At 70.2% G+C, this 14,180-nt stretch carries 10 protein-coding genes and 1 pseudogene; 6 read left to right on the forward strand and 5 right to left on the reverse strand.

The window, feature by feature from the left end; translation table 11 throughout:
• The 4 genes and pseudogenes from CFB47_RS32610 to CFB47_RS32625 all read left to right on the forward strand — a co-directional run bounded on the left by CFB47_RS32610 (position 1) and on the right by CFB47_RS32625 (position 4,762).
• On the forward strand, positions 1–1,746 hold the full coding sequence (locus tag CFB47_RS32610; protein ID WP_089463661.1) for a carbamoyltransferase C-terminal domain-containing protein: 1,746 nt from the start codon (positions 1–3) through the stop codon (positions 1,744–1,746).
• Positions 1,743–2,740: pseudogene (locus tag CFB47_RS32615) on the forward strand (glycosyltransferase family 2 protein). The gene CFB47_RS32610 and the pseudogene CFB47_RS32615 overlap by 4 nt, the downstream one beginning before the upstream one ends.
• Complete coding sequence (locus CFB47_RS32620) at positions 2,737–3,822, forward strand: glycosyltransferase family 9 protein (RefSeq protein ID WP_089463662.1); 1,086 nt, start codon at positions 2,737–2,739, stop codon at positions 3,820–3,822. The pseudogene CFB47_RS32615 and the gene CFB47_RS32620 overlap by 4 nt, the downstream one beginning before the upstream one ends.
• Entirely contained in the window at positions 3,812–4,762 is a 951-nt protein-coding gene (locus tag CFB47_RS32625) for a glycosyltransferase (RefSeq protein WP_089463663.1), read from the forward strand. The genes CFB47_RS32620 and CFB47_RS32625 overlap by 11 nt, the downstream gene beginning before the upstream one ends.
• A gap of 22 nt (positions 4,763–4,784) precedes the next feature.
• Here CFB47_RS32625 and CFB47_RS32630 read toward each other — a convergent pair whose 3' ends face one another.
• Complete coding sequence (locus tag CFB47_RS32630; RefSeq protein WP_089463664.1) at positions 4,785–5,816, reverse strand: sigma-54-dependent Fis family transcriptional regulator; 1,032 nt, start codon at positions 5,814–5,816, stop codon at positions 4,785–4,787.
• A gap of 344 nt (positions 5,817–6,160) precedes the next feature.
• Between CFB47_RS32630 and CFB47_RS32635 the strand changes: the two genes are divergently transcribed.
• The gene (locus tag CFB47_RS32635) at positions 6,161–7,528 is read left to right on the forward strand and encodes a sigma-54 dependent transcriptional regulator (protein WP_089443828.1); all 1,368 of its coding nucleotides are present in this window, start codon (positions 6,161–6,163) and stop codon (positions 7,526–7,528) included.
• 14 nt (positions 7,529–7,542) lie between these two features.
• On the opposite strand, the gene CFB47_RS32640 is transcribed toward CFB47_RS32635, so the two are convergent.
• Together CFB47_RS32640 and CFB47_RS32645 are read right to left on the reverse strand one after the other, a co-directional pair.
• Positions 7,543–8,466: a glycosyltransferase family 2 protein gene (locus CFB47_RS32640; RefSeq protein WP_089463665.1), complete on the reverse strand. Its 924-nt coding sequence runs from the start codon at positions 8,464–8,466 to the stop codon at positions 7,543–7,545.
• Entirely contained in the window at positions 8,445–9,155 is a 711-nt protein-coding gene (locus CFB47_RS32645) for a PIG-L family deacetylase (RefSeq protein ID WP_089463666.1), read from the reverse strand. The genes CFB47_RS32640 and CFB47_RS32645 overlap by 22 nt, the downstream gene beginning before the upstream one ends.
• Positions 9,156–9,255: 100 nt before the next feature.
• Between CFB47_RS32645 and CFB47_RS32650 the strand changes: the two genes are divergently transcribed.
• A complete protein-coding gene (locus tag CFB47_RS32650) occupies positions 9,256–11,577 on the forward strand; it encodes an ATP-binding protein (RefSeq protein ID WP_089463667.1) in 2,322 nt (773 codons plus the stop codon).
• Between the two features lie 31 nt (positions 11,578–11,608).
• On the opposite strand, the gene CFB47_RS32655 is transcribed toward CFB47_RS32650, so the two are convergent.
• On the reverse strand, positions 11,609–12,655 hold the full coding sequence (locus CFB47_RS32655) for a UDP-glucuronic acid decarboxylase family protein (RefSeq protein ID WP_089460123.1): 1,047 nt from the start codon (positions 12,653–12,655) through the stop codon (positions 11,609–11,611).
• Positions 12,655–13,974, reverse strand: a complete 1,320-nt coding sequence (locus CFB47_RS32660; RefSeq protein WP_089463668.1) for a glycosyltransferase family 1 protein — start codon at positions 13,972–13,974, stop codon at positions 12,655–12,657. Before CFB47_RS32660 ends, CFB47_RS32655 begins: the two co-directional genes overlap by 1 nt.
• Between the last annotated feature and the right edge of the window lie 206 nt (positions 13,975–14,180).

Genomic DNA, 14,180 nt, shown 5'->3' on the forward strand with positions numbered 1-14,180 from the left:
ATGCCCGAACCGATCCATACGCTCGGCATCAACGCCGCCTTTCACGACAGTGCCGCGTGCCTCGTGCGCGACGGCGTCGTGATCGCGGCCGCCGAGGACGAGCGCTTCACGCACGTGAAGCACGCGAAGCGCCCGGTACCGTTCTCGACCTGGGAGCTGCCCTACCATGCGATCGACTACTGTCTCGCGGAGGCGGGCATCGCGCTCGCGGACGTCGACCATGTCGCGTATTCGTACGACCCGTGGTTCGAACTCGACCGCGACACGGCCGAGCCGTCGCTGACCTTGCCGCTTTCGCCGTCGGCGCACGCGCCGCGCAACGGCGGGGCGTCGCCCTGGCATCCGCTGTTCCTGTCGTCGATCGTGAACGCGCCGCGCCAGCTCGCGGGCGGTGCGCCGCACCACCTGCAGCGGCGCTTTCGCGGGGTCACGCACGACGGGCCGTTCCGCTGGCATTTCGTCGAGCACCATCTCGCGCACGAGGCGAGCGCGTTTCTCGCGGCGCCTTTCGAGCGCTGCGCGGTGATGACGATGGACGGGCGCGGCGAGCGTGCGACGACCAGCTACGGCGCGTTCGACGGCCGGTCGTACCGGCGGCTCGGCCAGGTGAACCTGCCGCATTCGCTCGGGTTGCTGTACGAACGCGTGACGCGCTACCTCGGCTTCCTGCATTCGTCCGACGAGTACAAGGTGATGGCGCTCGCGTCGTACGGCAAGCCGGTGTTCGCCGACGCGATGCGCCAGCTGGTGCGCTACGACGGCGACGGACGCTACGCCATCGTCGACGGCGATCTCGTCGCGCTGTTCGGCCCGCCGCGCGAACGCGGCGGCCCGATCGAGCCGCATCACTGCGACATCGCGCACGCGTTGCAGCTCGTGCTGGAAGAAACGGCATTGCAGGCGGTCGACTGGCTGGCCGCCGGCACCGGCGAGCGGCAGCTCGCGATGGCCGGCGGCGTCGCGCTGAACTGCGTGATGAATGCGAAGATCCGCGATCGCGGCCCGTTCGACGACGTGTGGGTGCAGCCCGCCGCCGGTGACGCCGGCACCGCGCTCGGCGCGGCGTTGTGGACCGACTTCCGGATGCGCGGCGAGCGCGGCGCATGGCGGATGGATCATGCGTATCTCGGGCCGTCGTATGGCGACGATGCGATCGAGGCGTTCCTGAAGGACGCCCAGCTGCCGTACCGGCGGCTGGCCGACGTCGCCGCGCAAACGGCCGCGCTGCTCGCGGCGAACCGCGTGATCGGCTGGTTCCAGGGGCGCATGGAGTTCGGCCCGCGCGCGCTCGGCGCACGCTCGATCCTCGCGTCGCCGACCGACCCGGACATGCAGCGCAAGCTCAACCAGATCAAGGATCGCGAGGACTTTCGGCCGGTCGCGCCGGTCGTGCTCGAAAGCAAGGCGCATCACTGGTTTCGCGGCGGACGGCGCACGCCGCTGCGCGCGCCGTTCATGCTGTTCGTGTACGACGTCGCGCCCGGCGCCGAAGCGACCATTCCGGCCGTGCGCCATATCGACGGCACCGCGCGCGTGCAGACCGTCGACGAGGCCCAGCATCCGCTGCTGCACGCGTTGCTGACCGAGTTCGACGCGCTCACCGGCGTACCGGTGCTCGTCAACACGTCGTTCAATACACGGGGCGAGCCGATCGTCTGCTCGCCGCGCGACGCGCTCGAATGCTTCTGGACGTCGCCGCTCGACGCACTCGTGATCGGTTCGTTCCTGCTGGAGAAACCGAGATGAACGCGCGCGACACGCAACGGCCGCCGGTCGTGTCGGTCGTCGTGCCGACCTACCGGCGGCCCGACCTGCTCGAACGCTGCCTCGACGCACTGTGCGTGCAGGTGTTCGACCCGACGACCTACGAGATGTGGTCGACGACGACGCCGCCGGCAGCGCGCGGCCCGTCGTCGAGCGGTGCCGTGCGCGCGTGACCGACGTGCCGGCGATCCGCTACATGACCGCGCCCGCCACGCAGGGGCCGGCCGGCGCGCGCAACGTCGGCTGGCGCAGCGCGTGCGGCGCGTTGATCGCGTTCACCGACGACGACACGATTCCCGATCCGGCGTGGCTGCGCCACGGCACGGCCGCGTTGCTGGCCGAACCGTCCGCGTCCGCCGCCGCGGGCCGCATCGACGTGCCGTTGCGGCCGCAGCCGACCGACTACGAACGCGACGCGGCCGGCCTCGCGCATGCGGAATTCGCGACCGCGAACTGTTTCGTGCGGCGCGGAGCGCTCGAGCGGGTCGGCGGCTTCGACGAACGCTTTACCCGCGCCTGGCGCGAGGACGCGGACCTGATGTTCGCGTTGCGCGAACATGCGGGGCCGATCGTCGACGCCGACGCGGCGTGCATCGTGCATCCGGTGCGCCCGGCGCGCTGGGGCGCGAGCATCGGCCAGCAGTCGAAGGTCTATTTCGACGCGCTGCTGTACAAGAAGCACCGTGCGACCTACCGCCGCCATATCCGGCCGGTGCCGCCGTGGCATTACTACGCGGCGGTGCTCGCCGCGCTCGGCGCGATCGTGTGCTTCGCGGCCGGGTGGCCGGCGCCGGGCGCGGCATGCGCGGTGGTGTGGGCCGTGATTACCGCGGCGTTCTGCGTGAAGCGCCTGCGCGGCACGCAGCTCACGCCGTCGCACGTGGCCGAGATGATCGTCACGTCCATCGCGATTCCGCCCGTGTCGCTGTACTGGCGCATGCGCGGCGCGCTTCATTTCCGGGTCCTGTTCCTATGACGACCGAACCTGCCGATTTCGAGCGCGTGCGGCGGCCGACGCGCATCGCGGTGTTCCGTGCGCTGCAGCTCGGCGACATGCTGTGCGCGGTGCCCGCGTTGCGCGCGCTGCGGCGCGGAGAACCCGACGCGCGGATCACGCTGATCGGGCTGCCGTGGGCGCGCGAGTTTGCGTCGCGCTTCTCGGACTACCTCGACGGCTTCATCGCGTTTCCCGGTGCGCCGGGGCTCGGCGAACAACCGGTGCCCGACGCAGCCGCCCGTGAAGCGTTCATCGCCGAGTGCCGCGCACGGGATTTTGACCTCGCGATCCAGCTGCACGGCAGCGGCACGCACACCAACGCGATCGTCGCGTCGCTCGGGGCCACGCGCACGGCCGGCTTCGTGCCGGCCGACGGTGGCGCGACCCGGCTCGACCGCACGCTCGTGTGGCGGGACGACGAGCCGGAAGTCACGCGATACCTGGCGCTGATGCGCGCGCTCGGCTATGCGGAATGGGGCGACTACCTCGAATTCCCGCTCGGCGGGCTGGATTACGCGTTGTGGCACGTGCTGTGCGACGAGCATGCGCTCGATCCGGGGCGCTACGTGATCGTGCATCCCGGCGCGCGGATGGCGTCGCGGCGCTGGCCGGTCGAGCGCTTCGCGCTCGCCGCACGGCAGCTCGCCGACGACGGCTGGCAGATCGTGTTGACCGGCACGCGTGCGGAACTGGCGCTGGCCGGTGCGTTCGCCGAGCACCTTGCGCGGCCCTGCGTGAACCTGTGCGGCCGCACGCCGCTCGGCGCGCTTGCCGCGCTGATCGGACGCGCACGGCTGGTGTTGTGCAACGACACGGGCGTGTCGCACGTCGCGGCGGCGCTCGGCACACCGAGCGTGGTCGTCGCGTGCGGCAGCGACACGGCCCGCTGGGCGCCGCTCGACGGCGCGCGTCATCGCGTCCTCGCGAACTATCCGGCGTGCCGGCCGTGCATGTTCGACACGTGCCCGTATGGGCACGAATGCGCGATGGCGATCGGTGTCGGCGACGTGGTCGAGCGGGCGGGCGAACTGCTGGCGGAGGAGAGGCGTCATGTCACGTAAGCGGCTGCGCGTGCTGACCTGGCACGTGCATGGCAACTACCTGTATTACCTGTCGCAGGCGCCGCACGATTTTTTCCTCGTGACGAAGCCGCACGATCCGCCCGGCTATGCGGGCCGCGTCGGGCACCTGCCATGGGGCGACAACGTGCACGAGGTGCCGGCGGAGTGCGTTCGCGACACCGCATTCGACTGCGTGCTGTACCAGCACCAGAAGCATTACGAGCACGACCGCCTGATGCTGCTGAGCGATGACCAGCGTGCGTTGCCGACCCTGTTCGTCGAGCACGATCCGCCGCGCGGGCATCCGACCGATACGCTGCATCCGGTGCAGGATCCGAACGTCCTGCTGGTGCACGTGACGCCGTTCAATGCGCTGATGTGGGACAACGGCGTGACGCCGACACGCGTGATCGAGCATGGCGTGCTGATGCCGGACAACGTCGCGTATCACGGGACGTTGCCGAAAGGCGTGACGGTCGTGAACAACCTCGCGCGCCGCGGGCGTCGGCTGGGCGCCGACCTGTTCGAGGCCGCGCGTCACAGCGTGCCGCTGGAACTGGTCGGGATGGGTTCGGCCGAGCTGGGCGGGATCGGCGAGGTGCCGAACCCGGCACTGCCGCACTTCCTGTCGCACTACCGGTTCTTCTTCAATCCGATCCGCTATACGAGCCTCGGGCTCGCGGTGATCGAGGCGATGATGATCGGGATGCCGATCGTCGCGCTCGCGACGACCGAGATGGCGCTGCTCATCCGGAGCGGCCGCAACGGCATGGCCGATACGCGGCCGGCCGTGCTGATCGATGCGATGCGCATGCTGATCCGCGATCCCGATCTCGCACGCGAGTGGGGCGCCGCCGCGCGACGCGACGCATGCGAGCGCTTCGGCATCGAGCGGTTCGTGCGCGACTGGGACGCGGCGTTGCACGACGTCGCGACCTGAGCCGCACGCGTGCCGCGCGGGCTCAGGGCGTCGGTGCGTCGGGCGGGTTCGGCACGTTCGACGGGGTCGGTACGTTCGACGTGCCGGTTCCGCGAAACGCCTCCCGTTCATGTTCGGGCAGGAGCGCGAGCCGGTTGTACAGCGTCTTCAGGCTGATGCCGAGCGCTTTCGCGGTGCGCGGCTTGTCGCCGTTGAAATGCCGCAGCGACGCGACGATGAAGCGCTGCTGCGTGTGCGCGAGCGTCGTGCCGATATGCAGCGTAATCGCGTTGTGACGAGTTTCGTCGCGGGGCGGCGCGCGGCGCGGCAACTGCAGTTCGATCTGCTCGTCGGCGAGGATGAACGCGCGCTCGAGCGTATTGCGCAGCTCGCGCACGTTGCCGGGCCACGTATAGGTGCGCAACGCCTTCATCGCCTGCATGGACAGCCGCTTTCGCGTGCGGTGCCGCGCATTCAGCCGCTCGACGATCTGCAGCGCGATCTCGTCGACGTCGTCCTCGCGCTGCCGGAGCGCGGGCACGTGCAGCGCGACCGTCGCGATCCGGTAGAACAGGTCCTCGCGCAGCCGCCCGCTGCGCACCGCCTCGACCGGGTCGTGATGGGTGGCGGCGACGATCCGCACGTCGAGCGGGATCGATTCGTGGCCGCCGACCCGCACGATCGTGTTCGACTCGAGCGTGCGCAGCAGCTTGACCTGCAGCTCGGCCGGCATTTCGGCGATCTCGTCGAGAAACAGCGTGCCGCCGCGCGCGGCCTCGAACATGCCGACATGCTGCGCGACGGCGCCGGTGAAACTGCCTTTCTCGTGACCGAACAGATGCGATTCCGCGATGTCGTGCGGAATCGCGCCGCAATTGACGGGAACGAACGGCCCGCGGCGGCGTGGGCTCATGTCGTGCAGGAGCCGCGCGACGATGTCCTTGCCCGCGCCGCTTTCGCCGACGATCAGCACGCCGACGCGCGTGACGGCTACACGCGACACCTTCAGCAACAGGGTCTGGATCGTACGCGAGCGGCCGAAAAGCCGCATGCCGTCGTCGACGGATTTCGACATGGTGTGATATCGAGTGGGAAGTTTGACCGAATGCGTCGAGACCAGGTGAAAAAATGACGTGGCATGCGTCACCGTTTTCCTATACCGAGAATACCTGTTATACCGGCGGTGAGACATTGAATCTGCAATGCGTGCCGCGCGGCCGGATAGATTTATTCGATAGGCGGAGAATGCACGACACCGTTCTTCTATACTGCTAAGCGTTGCATCCCGGGCAGGAGCGCTCGCCCATCCAGTCATGCGCAGCGCGGCGCGTGCCGCCGCGAAACGAGGCGGGGACGGTGCGCTGCGCGTCCGTCGCGGTTCCGGCCATGCAGGGTCGGGCCGCTTCACGAGGAGCCTCGATGCCCTATGTTCTGATCGTCGAAGACGATGCCGATACGCGCACCATGCTTGCGACGCTCGCCCGCACCCAGCAACTCGCTTGCGATACGGCCGCGACGCTCGAGGAAGCGCGCACGCTCGTGTCGACGCATACGCCCGATCTCGTGCTGTGCGATCTCGTGCTGCCGGACGGCAACGGGATGGACCTGTTCGATGCGTTGCCGAAGCGCTCGCATTGCGAAATGGTGCTGACCACCGGCCACGCGAGCCTCGAAACCGCGATCGACGCACTGCGGCGCGGCGCGACCGACTACCTGGTGAAGCCGCTGAACATGCAGCGGCTGAACAGCATCTTCGCGCGCGTGCCGCGCACTACCGCGCTGCATGAAGAGATCGCCGAACTGCGCTCCGAACTGCAGCGCCTCGGCCGCTTCGGCCGCATGCTCGGCAGCTCGCCCGCGATGCAGGCCGTCTACGACGCGATCGGCCGGGTCGCGCGCACCGAGGCATCGGTGCTGCTGACGGGCGAATCGGGCACCGGCAAGGAGCTGGCCGCGCAGACGGTGCACGACCTGAGCTTGCGCCGCCGCGGCCCGTTCCTCGCGGTGAACTGCGGCGCGATCGCCGCGAACCTCGTCGAAAGCGAGATGTTCGGCCACGACCGCGGCAGCTTCACGGGCGCGGAGCGCCAGCACAAGGGCTTCTTCGAACGGGCGGACGGCGGCACGCTGTTTCTCGACGAGATCACCGAGATGCCGCTCGAGTCGCAGGTCAAGCTGCTGCGCGTGCTCGAGACGGGGCGCCTCACGCGGCTCGGCTCGACGCGCGAGATCGACGTGGACGTGCGCATCGTCGCGGCGACCAACCGCGACCCGGAGGCCGCGATGGCCGACGGCAAGCTGCGGCCCGACCTGTTCCACCGGATCAACGTGTTCCCGATCCCGCTGCCGTCGCTGCGCGAGCGCGGCGACGACATCCCGATGCTCGCCGATGCATTCCTGCAGCGCTACAACGAGGAAAGCGGCCGTTCATTGCGTTTCTCGGCCGCCGCGCGCGACGCGCTGAAGACTTACGCATGGCCCGGCAACGTGCGCGAGCTGCGCAACTTCGTGCAGCGCGCGAGCATCTTCAGCGATACGGACCTGATCGATACGCTGCCGCCGCCGATCATGGACGAACTGTCGAGCATGGTCGATTCGCATGACGATCGCGTCACCGTGCCGTTCGGCACGCCGCTCGAGGAAGTCGACCGCAAGCTGATCCTCGGCACGATCGCGCAATGCGGGGGCGTGAAGGCGCAGGCGGCCGAGGTGCTCGACGTCAGCCTGAAGACGATCTACAACCGGCTCGCGCAACTGGATGACGATGCGGGAAAACCGGATTCGTGATGGTGCCGCCGCGCTCATGCTCCGTTGCACGCATCCCGACGCGCATCGCGCTCGAGCTGGCGGCGCAGGCGTTCCACGTGCGGCGGGATCGTACGGCGCTCGCGCAGGGTCCACGCCAGCCCCGCGAACGTGCGCGCGAGCATGCGCTCGCGCCACAGGCGCGGCAGCAGCCGCACGGTGTGCCGCAGCGCGGCCGGGGCCGGCCACCTGAGCCACGCGGTCCATACCGCGTTGCGGGTCGTGACGCGGCTGCGCGTGAGCGAGTCGCGATGCGTCGACGGGTGATGATGGACCGTGAGGCGCGACGCATAGACGAGCCACCCACCGGCGCGGTACAGGTCGAGCGCGAGCAGCGCTTCCTCGCCGCCGAGAAAGTAGCGCGGATGGTAGCCGCCTGCCTGCATGAACGCGTCGCGCCGGAACGCCGTCGCGCCGGCCAGCAAGCCGAGGATCGGGCGGCCGGGCAGCGTGACGGGCGCATCGAGTGGGCTGTCGGCCATCAGGCGGCAGGTCGGGTCTTCGCGCTGGTCAGCGCCGACGAGCACGCGCGCGGTGACGGCCGCGACGTGCGGATACGCGTCGAGCAGGTCCGCCGCTTGCTCCATCGAACCGGGCGCCCACCAGGTGTCGTCGTCGCAGAACGCGACGTGGCGCGTGCGGGCGACGGCCACGCCGAGATTGCGGCCGGCCGCGCCGAGATTGTCGGGTGCCTGCACGAGGACGACGTGCGGAAAGCGGTGGCGGATCAGCGCGGCGGTCTCGGGTTGCGCCGCATTGTCGACGACGACGATGGCGGGCCGGTCGGGCAGCGACGTGAGCCGGGCCAGCGTGTGCGCGAGTTCGGCCGGTCGTCTGAACGTCAGCACGATGGCGGTCACGCGCGCTTCGGGCGGCGGCGCAACGTGGCGCGCGGGGGTTACGCGAACGTGACGTCGCATTCGAGCCGCCAGTATGTTTCGGGTTCCTTGAGATCGGCGCGCATATGAGGATCGAACAACGCAATCTGGCTTGCATACGCGGCGACCGCGTCGGCTTTCGCGGCGATGGCTTCCGTGCGGTCGCCGGCCGGGGCGCTTGCCGGATGGGCGATCCAGCCGCGCTCGCGCCAGCCGCTCACGCGCCGGGCCATCAGCCCCGCGATCCGGCGGTACGGTACGTCCTCGTAGAAGCGCCACACGCGCGCCGCATCGTGCGATGCGCGGGCGCGATCCAGCAGCGACAACGCGGCCTGCTGCACTTGCAGATGATCGCGGTGGAACAGGCCGGCCGGCGCGAGGACGCCGAACCCGGCGTGGGCGTCGATCTCCCGTGCCACGCGCGCGGCAATCGCGGCAGATGCGGCGGGCGTGCCGTATTGATCGTCGAGAAAGTCGAGCCAGACCGGCCGCGCGTCGAGCCGTGCGAGCGCGCGCCGGTCTTCGTCGCGGCGCGCGCGTACGGCTTCGTCGGCGCGCTGGAAGCCTGCGCGGCGATCCCACGGCGGCGCCGGCGCATCGCGCGGCGGAATGCCGGCGAACACGGTGACGACGATCGAACCGGGCGCTGCCGCAAGCAGTCGCCCGCAACTGAAGACGGCGTCGTCCAGGTGCGGCGAGACAACGAGCCAGCGTGTCGGGGCATGCGTCACGAGATGATCTCCCTGGTGGATGGCCAGCCGGGCGAGCAGGCAGCGTGCCCGGCCGTCGTTGGCCGGGGGCGCCCGGGCACGCGCGACAGGAAGGCGTCCGATGATTGAAACGACCCATCCGCGCGCCGGCAATTACGTGATGGCCGTGATGCTGGTCGCGATCGCGACCGTGCTGCAGGCGCTCGCGATCCGCTTCGGCGGCGTGAACCTGCCGTTCGTGCTGTACTACCCGCTGCTCGCGGCCGCCGCATGGGCGACGTCGTTCCTGTTCGGCGTCGTGTCGACCGTGGCCAGCGGCATGCTCGTGTGGACGTTGTTCCTGTCGGATCCCGCGGCCTATACGCAGCCGCTGCCCGCTCGGCTCGTCCAGCTCGGCACGTTCATGCTGGTCGGCGTGCTGGTGTGCGCGCTCGCGGCGATGCTGCGCCACACGCGGCTCACGAACGATCGTGCGCGCCGGCGCGAGGCGGCCGCGCGGCAGCAGCTCGAAGCCGTGTTGCAGGCGCTGCCGCACGGTGTGATCGCGGCCGATGCGAACGGGCGGCTCACCTACGTCAACGCGGCCGCGGCCGCGCTCGTCGGCTGCCGACCGGAAGACGCGACGGGGCGGCCCGCGCGAGACGTGCTGCGGATCGTCGACCACGCGGGCCGCCGCGTGCCGACGACCCCGCTCGAACGCGCGCTCGGCGGCGCCCATGCGACCTCCGACCGGCACTGGCTGCAGGCGGTGGGGGGCGGCGATCCGGTACCGGTCGTCGAGGTGGCGTCGCCGCTCGGCGACCTGCACGGCAACATCGACGGCGCGGTGATGATCGTGCGCGACGCCAGCGCGGACCGCGCGCGAGTCGATGCGTCGCGTCTTCAGCAAGCGGTCGTCGACGCATCGCCCGACGCGATCGTCGGTGTCGACGGCGACGGCCGCATCGTCAGCTGGAACCCGGCCGCGCAGCGGATTTTCGGCTACGACGAAGACGACGCACGCGGCCGTTTGCTCGATACCCTGGTCGCGATGCGCTGGCTGCGGCGCAGCCCGCTCGCCGAATCGTTCGACGGCCTGAGCGACGCGCTCGGGCCCATTGAACTGCTGTGCGTCCGGCGCGACGGCCGGCGGTTTCGCGCGACCGTGTCGGCGCGCCCGCTGCACGGCGATGCGCGCGCGACCCTCGCGCTGTCGTTGACGCTGCACGAGACCGGGGCGCGGCGCCGGAATGATTTGCGTGCGACGCGGTCGTTGCAGGGGGCGCGCGATGCGCGCGACCAGGCCGATACGTCGAACCGCTTGAAGGACGAGTTGCTGGCCACGGTGTCGCACGAACTGCGCACGCCGCTGAACGTGATCTACGGTTGGGTGGAGGTATTGCGCAACTCGGTCGACCACGCGCTGCAGCGTCAGGCGATCGATGCGATCGACCGCAGCGCGCGCTCGCTCACGCGGATGGTCGGCGACATTCTCGACGCGTCGTCGCTCGCGACCGGCAAGCTGCGGCTCGATGCGGCGCCGGTCGACCTCGCGCGGCTGTTCTCCGACTCGGTCGGCACGTTCCAGACGGCCGCGTCGTCGGCCGGCGTCATGCTCGAATTCGCTTGCGGGTCCAGCACGTTCATCGTGTCCGGCGACGCCGAACGGTTGCGGCAGATGCTGTCGAACCTCGTGTCGAACGCGCTGAAGTTCACGCCGGGCGGCGGCAGCGTGCATGTCGGGCTGGTGCGCAACGGCACGCACGCGGTGTTGACCGTGGCCGATACGGGGCAGGGGGTCGCGCCCGAGTTCGTGCCGTACGTCTTCGACATGTTCCGTCGCGCGGACGATTCGCCCGCGTCGTCGCGGCGCGGGCTCGGCCTGGGGCTGTCGATCGTGCGGCATATCGCGGAGCTGCACGGCGGCACCGTGACGGCCGAAAGCGCGGGCCGCAATCTCGGCGCGACGTTCACGGTGAGGCTGCCGGCCGGCTGGCAGCCGGCCGGCGCGATGGCGTGGGGGCTCGCGCAGGCGGCCGATCGTCAGGCGCCGCTCGGGCTCGCCACGCAGCGGATCCTGATCGTCGACGACGATGCGACGACGCGCGCGAGCCTGACGGCCGCGCTGACGACGTTCGGCGCGGCCGTGACGGTCGCGTCGTCGGGCCGCGAAGCGCTCGCGATGGCTGCCGGCCTGCAGCCCACCGTCGTGCTGTCCGATCTCGCGATGCCGGACGGAGACGGCTTCTGGCTGCTCGACGCGCTGAGGCGCGGGGCCGGCAATGTCGACGGCGACGGCAACGGCGACACGCGAAACCTGCGCGTGCTCGCCGTCACCGCGCACGCGGGGCTGGCGGATGAGCGCCGCGCCCTCGAGGCCGGCTTCGACGGCTATCTGTGCAAGCCGGTCGACGTGCGCGAACTGGCGCAGAAGATCATGCTCGTGACGAAGCGCGACGACTGACGGCCGGCGCGCGCCGGGCGCGCCGGCGTCGTCACTGCGCCGGTGCCGGGCGGCGCGGCATATCGGCCTGCGCAAGCAGGTGCGACGCGATCTGCGTGCTGCGTACGAGATCGCCGGGCGGGTGATGCGCGGCCTGCCGGTGAATGAAGTACCGCACGGTACGCGCGAGCCCGGTGGCGAGCGGCGTGGTCGCGCGCCAGTCGAGGCGCCGCTGCGCGGCTTCGAGGTTCGGCCGCCGCTGGCGCGGATCGTCGGACGGCAGCGGCCGGAACTCGATCGCGACCGTCGCGCCGACGATCCGCACGACTTCGCGCGCGATGTCGAGCATCGCGATTTCGGCATCGCTGCCGAGATTGACCGGCTCGCTCGCGTCGCCCGGCTCATTCATCAGCCGGATCAGCGCATCGACCATGTCGTCCACGTAACAGAACGAGCGCGTCTGCTTGCCGTCGCCGTAGACGGTCAGCGGTGCGTCCGCGAGCGCCTGCGTGATGAAGTTCGACACGACGCGGCCGTCGGCCGGATGCATGCGCGGGCCGTACGTGTTGAAGATGCGCGCGATCCGCACGTCGACGCCGTACTGGCGGTGATAGTCCATGAACAGCGTTTCCGCGCAGCGCTTGCCTTCGTCGTAGCAGGCGCGCAGGCCGACCGGGTTCACGCGCCCGCAGTATTGCTCGTGCTGCGGATGAACGTCGGGGTCGCCATACACCTCGCTCGTGGACGCCTGCAGGATGCGCGCCTTCACGCGCTTCGCGAGGCCGAGCAGGTTGATCGCGCCGTGCACGCTCGTCTTGGTCGTCTGGACGGGGTCGCGCTGGTAGTGGACGGGCGATGCGGGGCACGCGAGGTTGTAGATCTCGTCGACCTCGACATAGAGCGGAAACGTCACGTCGTGCCGCATCAGCTCGAAGGTCGGCGCGTCGAGCAGATGCGCGATGTTGTCCTTCGCGCCGGTGTAGAAATTGTCGACGCACAGCACGTCGTGGCCGTCCGTCACGAGGCGTTCGCACAGATGCGAGCCGAGGAAGCCGGCGCCGCCGGCGACGAGCACGCGTTTGCGATCATGGCCCTTCATCATGCGTTCTCCTTGCGATGGGCGAGCGCGCCCGATGTGATCGACACGGGCGTGCGGTGACCGGTGCCGGCCGACGCGCCGGCGCTGCGCGCTCGGGCGACGTCGCGATAGATGTCGACGAGCCGGTCGGCCACGCCTTGCCAGGTATAGAACCGGTGCGCGCGCAGGTAGCCGGCGCGGCCCAGCGCCGCGCACAGTTCGGGTTGCGCGCGCAGCTCGACGAGGCGCGCGGCCAGTGCGGCGGGATCGCGCGGCGGCACGAGATAGCCGGTCTTGCCGTCTTCCACCGTCGTGCGGATGCCGCCGACGCGGCTGCCGATCACCGGCGTCGCGCAGGCCATGGCCTCGACCGGCGTGATGCCGAACGGCTCGTACCACGGGGTCGTGACGAACACGTCGGCCGCGCTGTAGTACAGGTGCAGCGTGTCGCGGTCGCGCCGGCCGACGAAGGTCACGCGGTTGGCGATCCCCAGGTCGTGCGCGAGCCCCGCGAGGCGGGCGAGTTCCGGGTCGCGGGCCGGGTCGGGCGTGGCCTGGCTGCCGCCGACGATATAAAGGTGGGTCGGCCGGCGCGGGTCGCGCGGCATGCGGGCCAGCGCGTCGATCACCGTGTCGATGCCTTTGCGCGGCACGAGGCGGCCGAGCTGCAGCACGACGAACGCATCCTGCGGCCAGCCGAGCTGCGCGCGCGCGTCGATGCGCGGCGTCGGCCTGAGTTCCCGCACGTCGAAGCCGCACGGCACGATCTCGATGCGCGCGGCGTCGGCGCGATAGTGCGTCGTCAGGTCGAGCGCGTCCTGCGGGCATTCGGCGATCACGCGGTCCGAACGGCGCGCGAGCGTGTCCTCGATCGCGAAGCGCGCATCGGGGAAGCCGTCGGCGTTGCCCTGATGCAGCCGGCGCACGCGGCCGAGCGCATGGAAGGTCGTGACGAGCGGGATGCCGAGCTGCCGCTTCACGCGCAATGCCGCGTCGCCCGACATGAAGAAGTTCGCATGCATCACGTCGACCGGGTCGGGCTCCCGTCGCATGCGCGCGACCATGCTGTCCGCAAACGCGACCATGTACGGCAGCAGCCGCTCCTTGGGCACGTCGGTCGGTGGCCCGGCCGGTACGTGGATCACGCGCATGTGCGGGCCGATCGGCACGACTTCCGGCAGGTGCGGATTGTCGCAACGCGTATAGACGTCGACGTCGAGGCCGCGCTCGGCCAGTTGCTTCGCGACGTTCGCGACGTAGATGTTCTGCCCGCCGGCATCGACGCCGCCGATCACCCCCAGCGGCGATGCGTGCTCACTGATCAACGCGATTCTTTGCATGGTGTTGCTCCCGGTATCGGGGCCGCGGGGATGGGCCGCCGTTGCCGGGGGTTCGGCAAGCGGCGTACCCGGTGCATTGCCCGCGAAGCCCCCCGTCGGGATACCGAAAAAATTACAACGGGTTGGATGAAAGGGCGTCTGATCGGGCGAACCCGCGGCGGCGCCGCACCGGCACCGCACCGGCACCGAGGCACGCGACTTGCGCT

The organism is Burkholderia sp. AU27893 (genome assembly GCF_002223205.1).
Classification (GTDB): domain Bacteria; phylum Pseudomonadota; class Gammaproteobacteria; order Burkholderiales; family Burkholderiaceae; genus Burkholderia.

Bases quoted from the DNA above. Each gene is read 5' to 3' on its own strand.
- CFB47_RS32620 (WP_089463662.1), top strand. From the start codon at position 2,737: ATGACGACCGAACCTGCCGATTTCGAGCGCGTGCGGCGGCCGACGCGC.
- CFB47_RS32635 (WP_089443828.1), top strand. From the start codon at position 6,161: ATGCCCTATGTTCTGATCGTCGAAGACGATGCCGATACGCGCACCATG.
- CFB47_RS32660 (WP_089463668.1), bottom strand. From the start codon at position 13,974: ATGCAAAGAATCGCGTTGATCAGTGAGCACGCATCGCCGCTGGGGGTG.
- CFB47_RS32610 (WP_089463661.1), top strand. From the start codon at position 1: ATGCCCGAACCGATCCATACGCTCGGCATCAACGCCGCCTTTCACGAC.
- CFB47_RS32650 (WP_089463667.1), top strand. From the start codon at position 9,256: ATGATTGAAACGACCCATCCGCGCGCCGGCAATTACGTGATGGCCGTG.
- CFB47_RS32655 (WP_089460123.1), bottom strand. From the start codon at position 12,655: ATGAAGGGCCATGATCGCAAACGCGTGCTCGTCGCCGGCGGCGCCGGC.
- CFB47_RS32640 (WP_089463665.1), bottom strand. From the start codon at position 8,466: ATGCGACGTCACGTTCGCGTAACCCCCGCGCGCCACGTTGCGCCGCCG.
- CFB47_RS32630 (WP_089463664.1), bottom strand. From the start codon at position 5,816: ATGTCGAAATCCGTCGACGACGGCATGCGGCTTTTCGGCCGCTCGCGT.
- CFB47_RS32625 (WP_089463663.1), top strand. From the start codon at position 3,812: ATGTCACGTAAGCGGCTGCGCGTGCTGACCTGGCACGTGCATGGCAAC.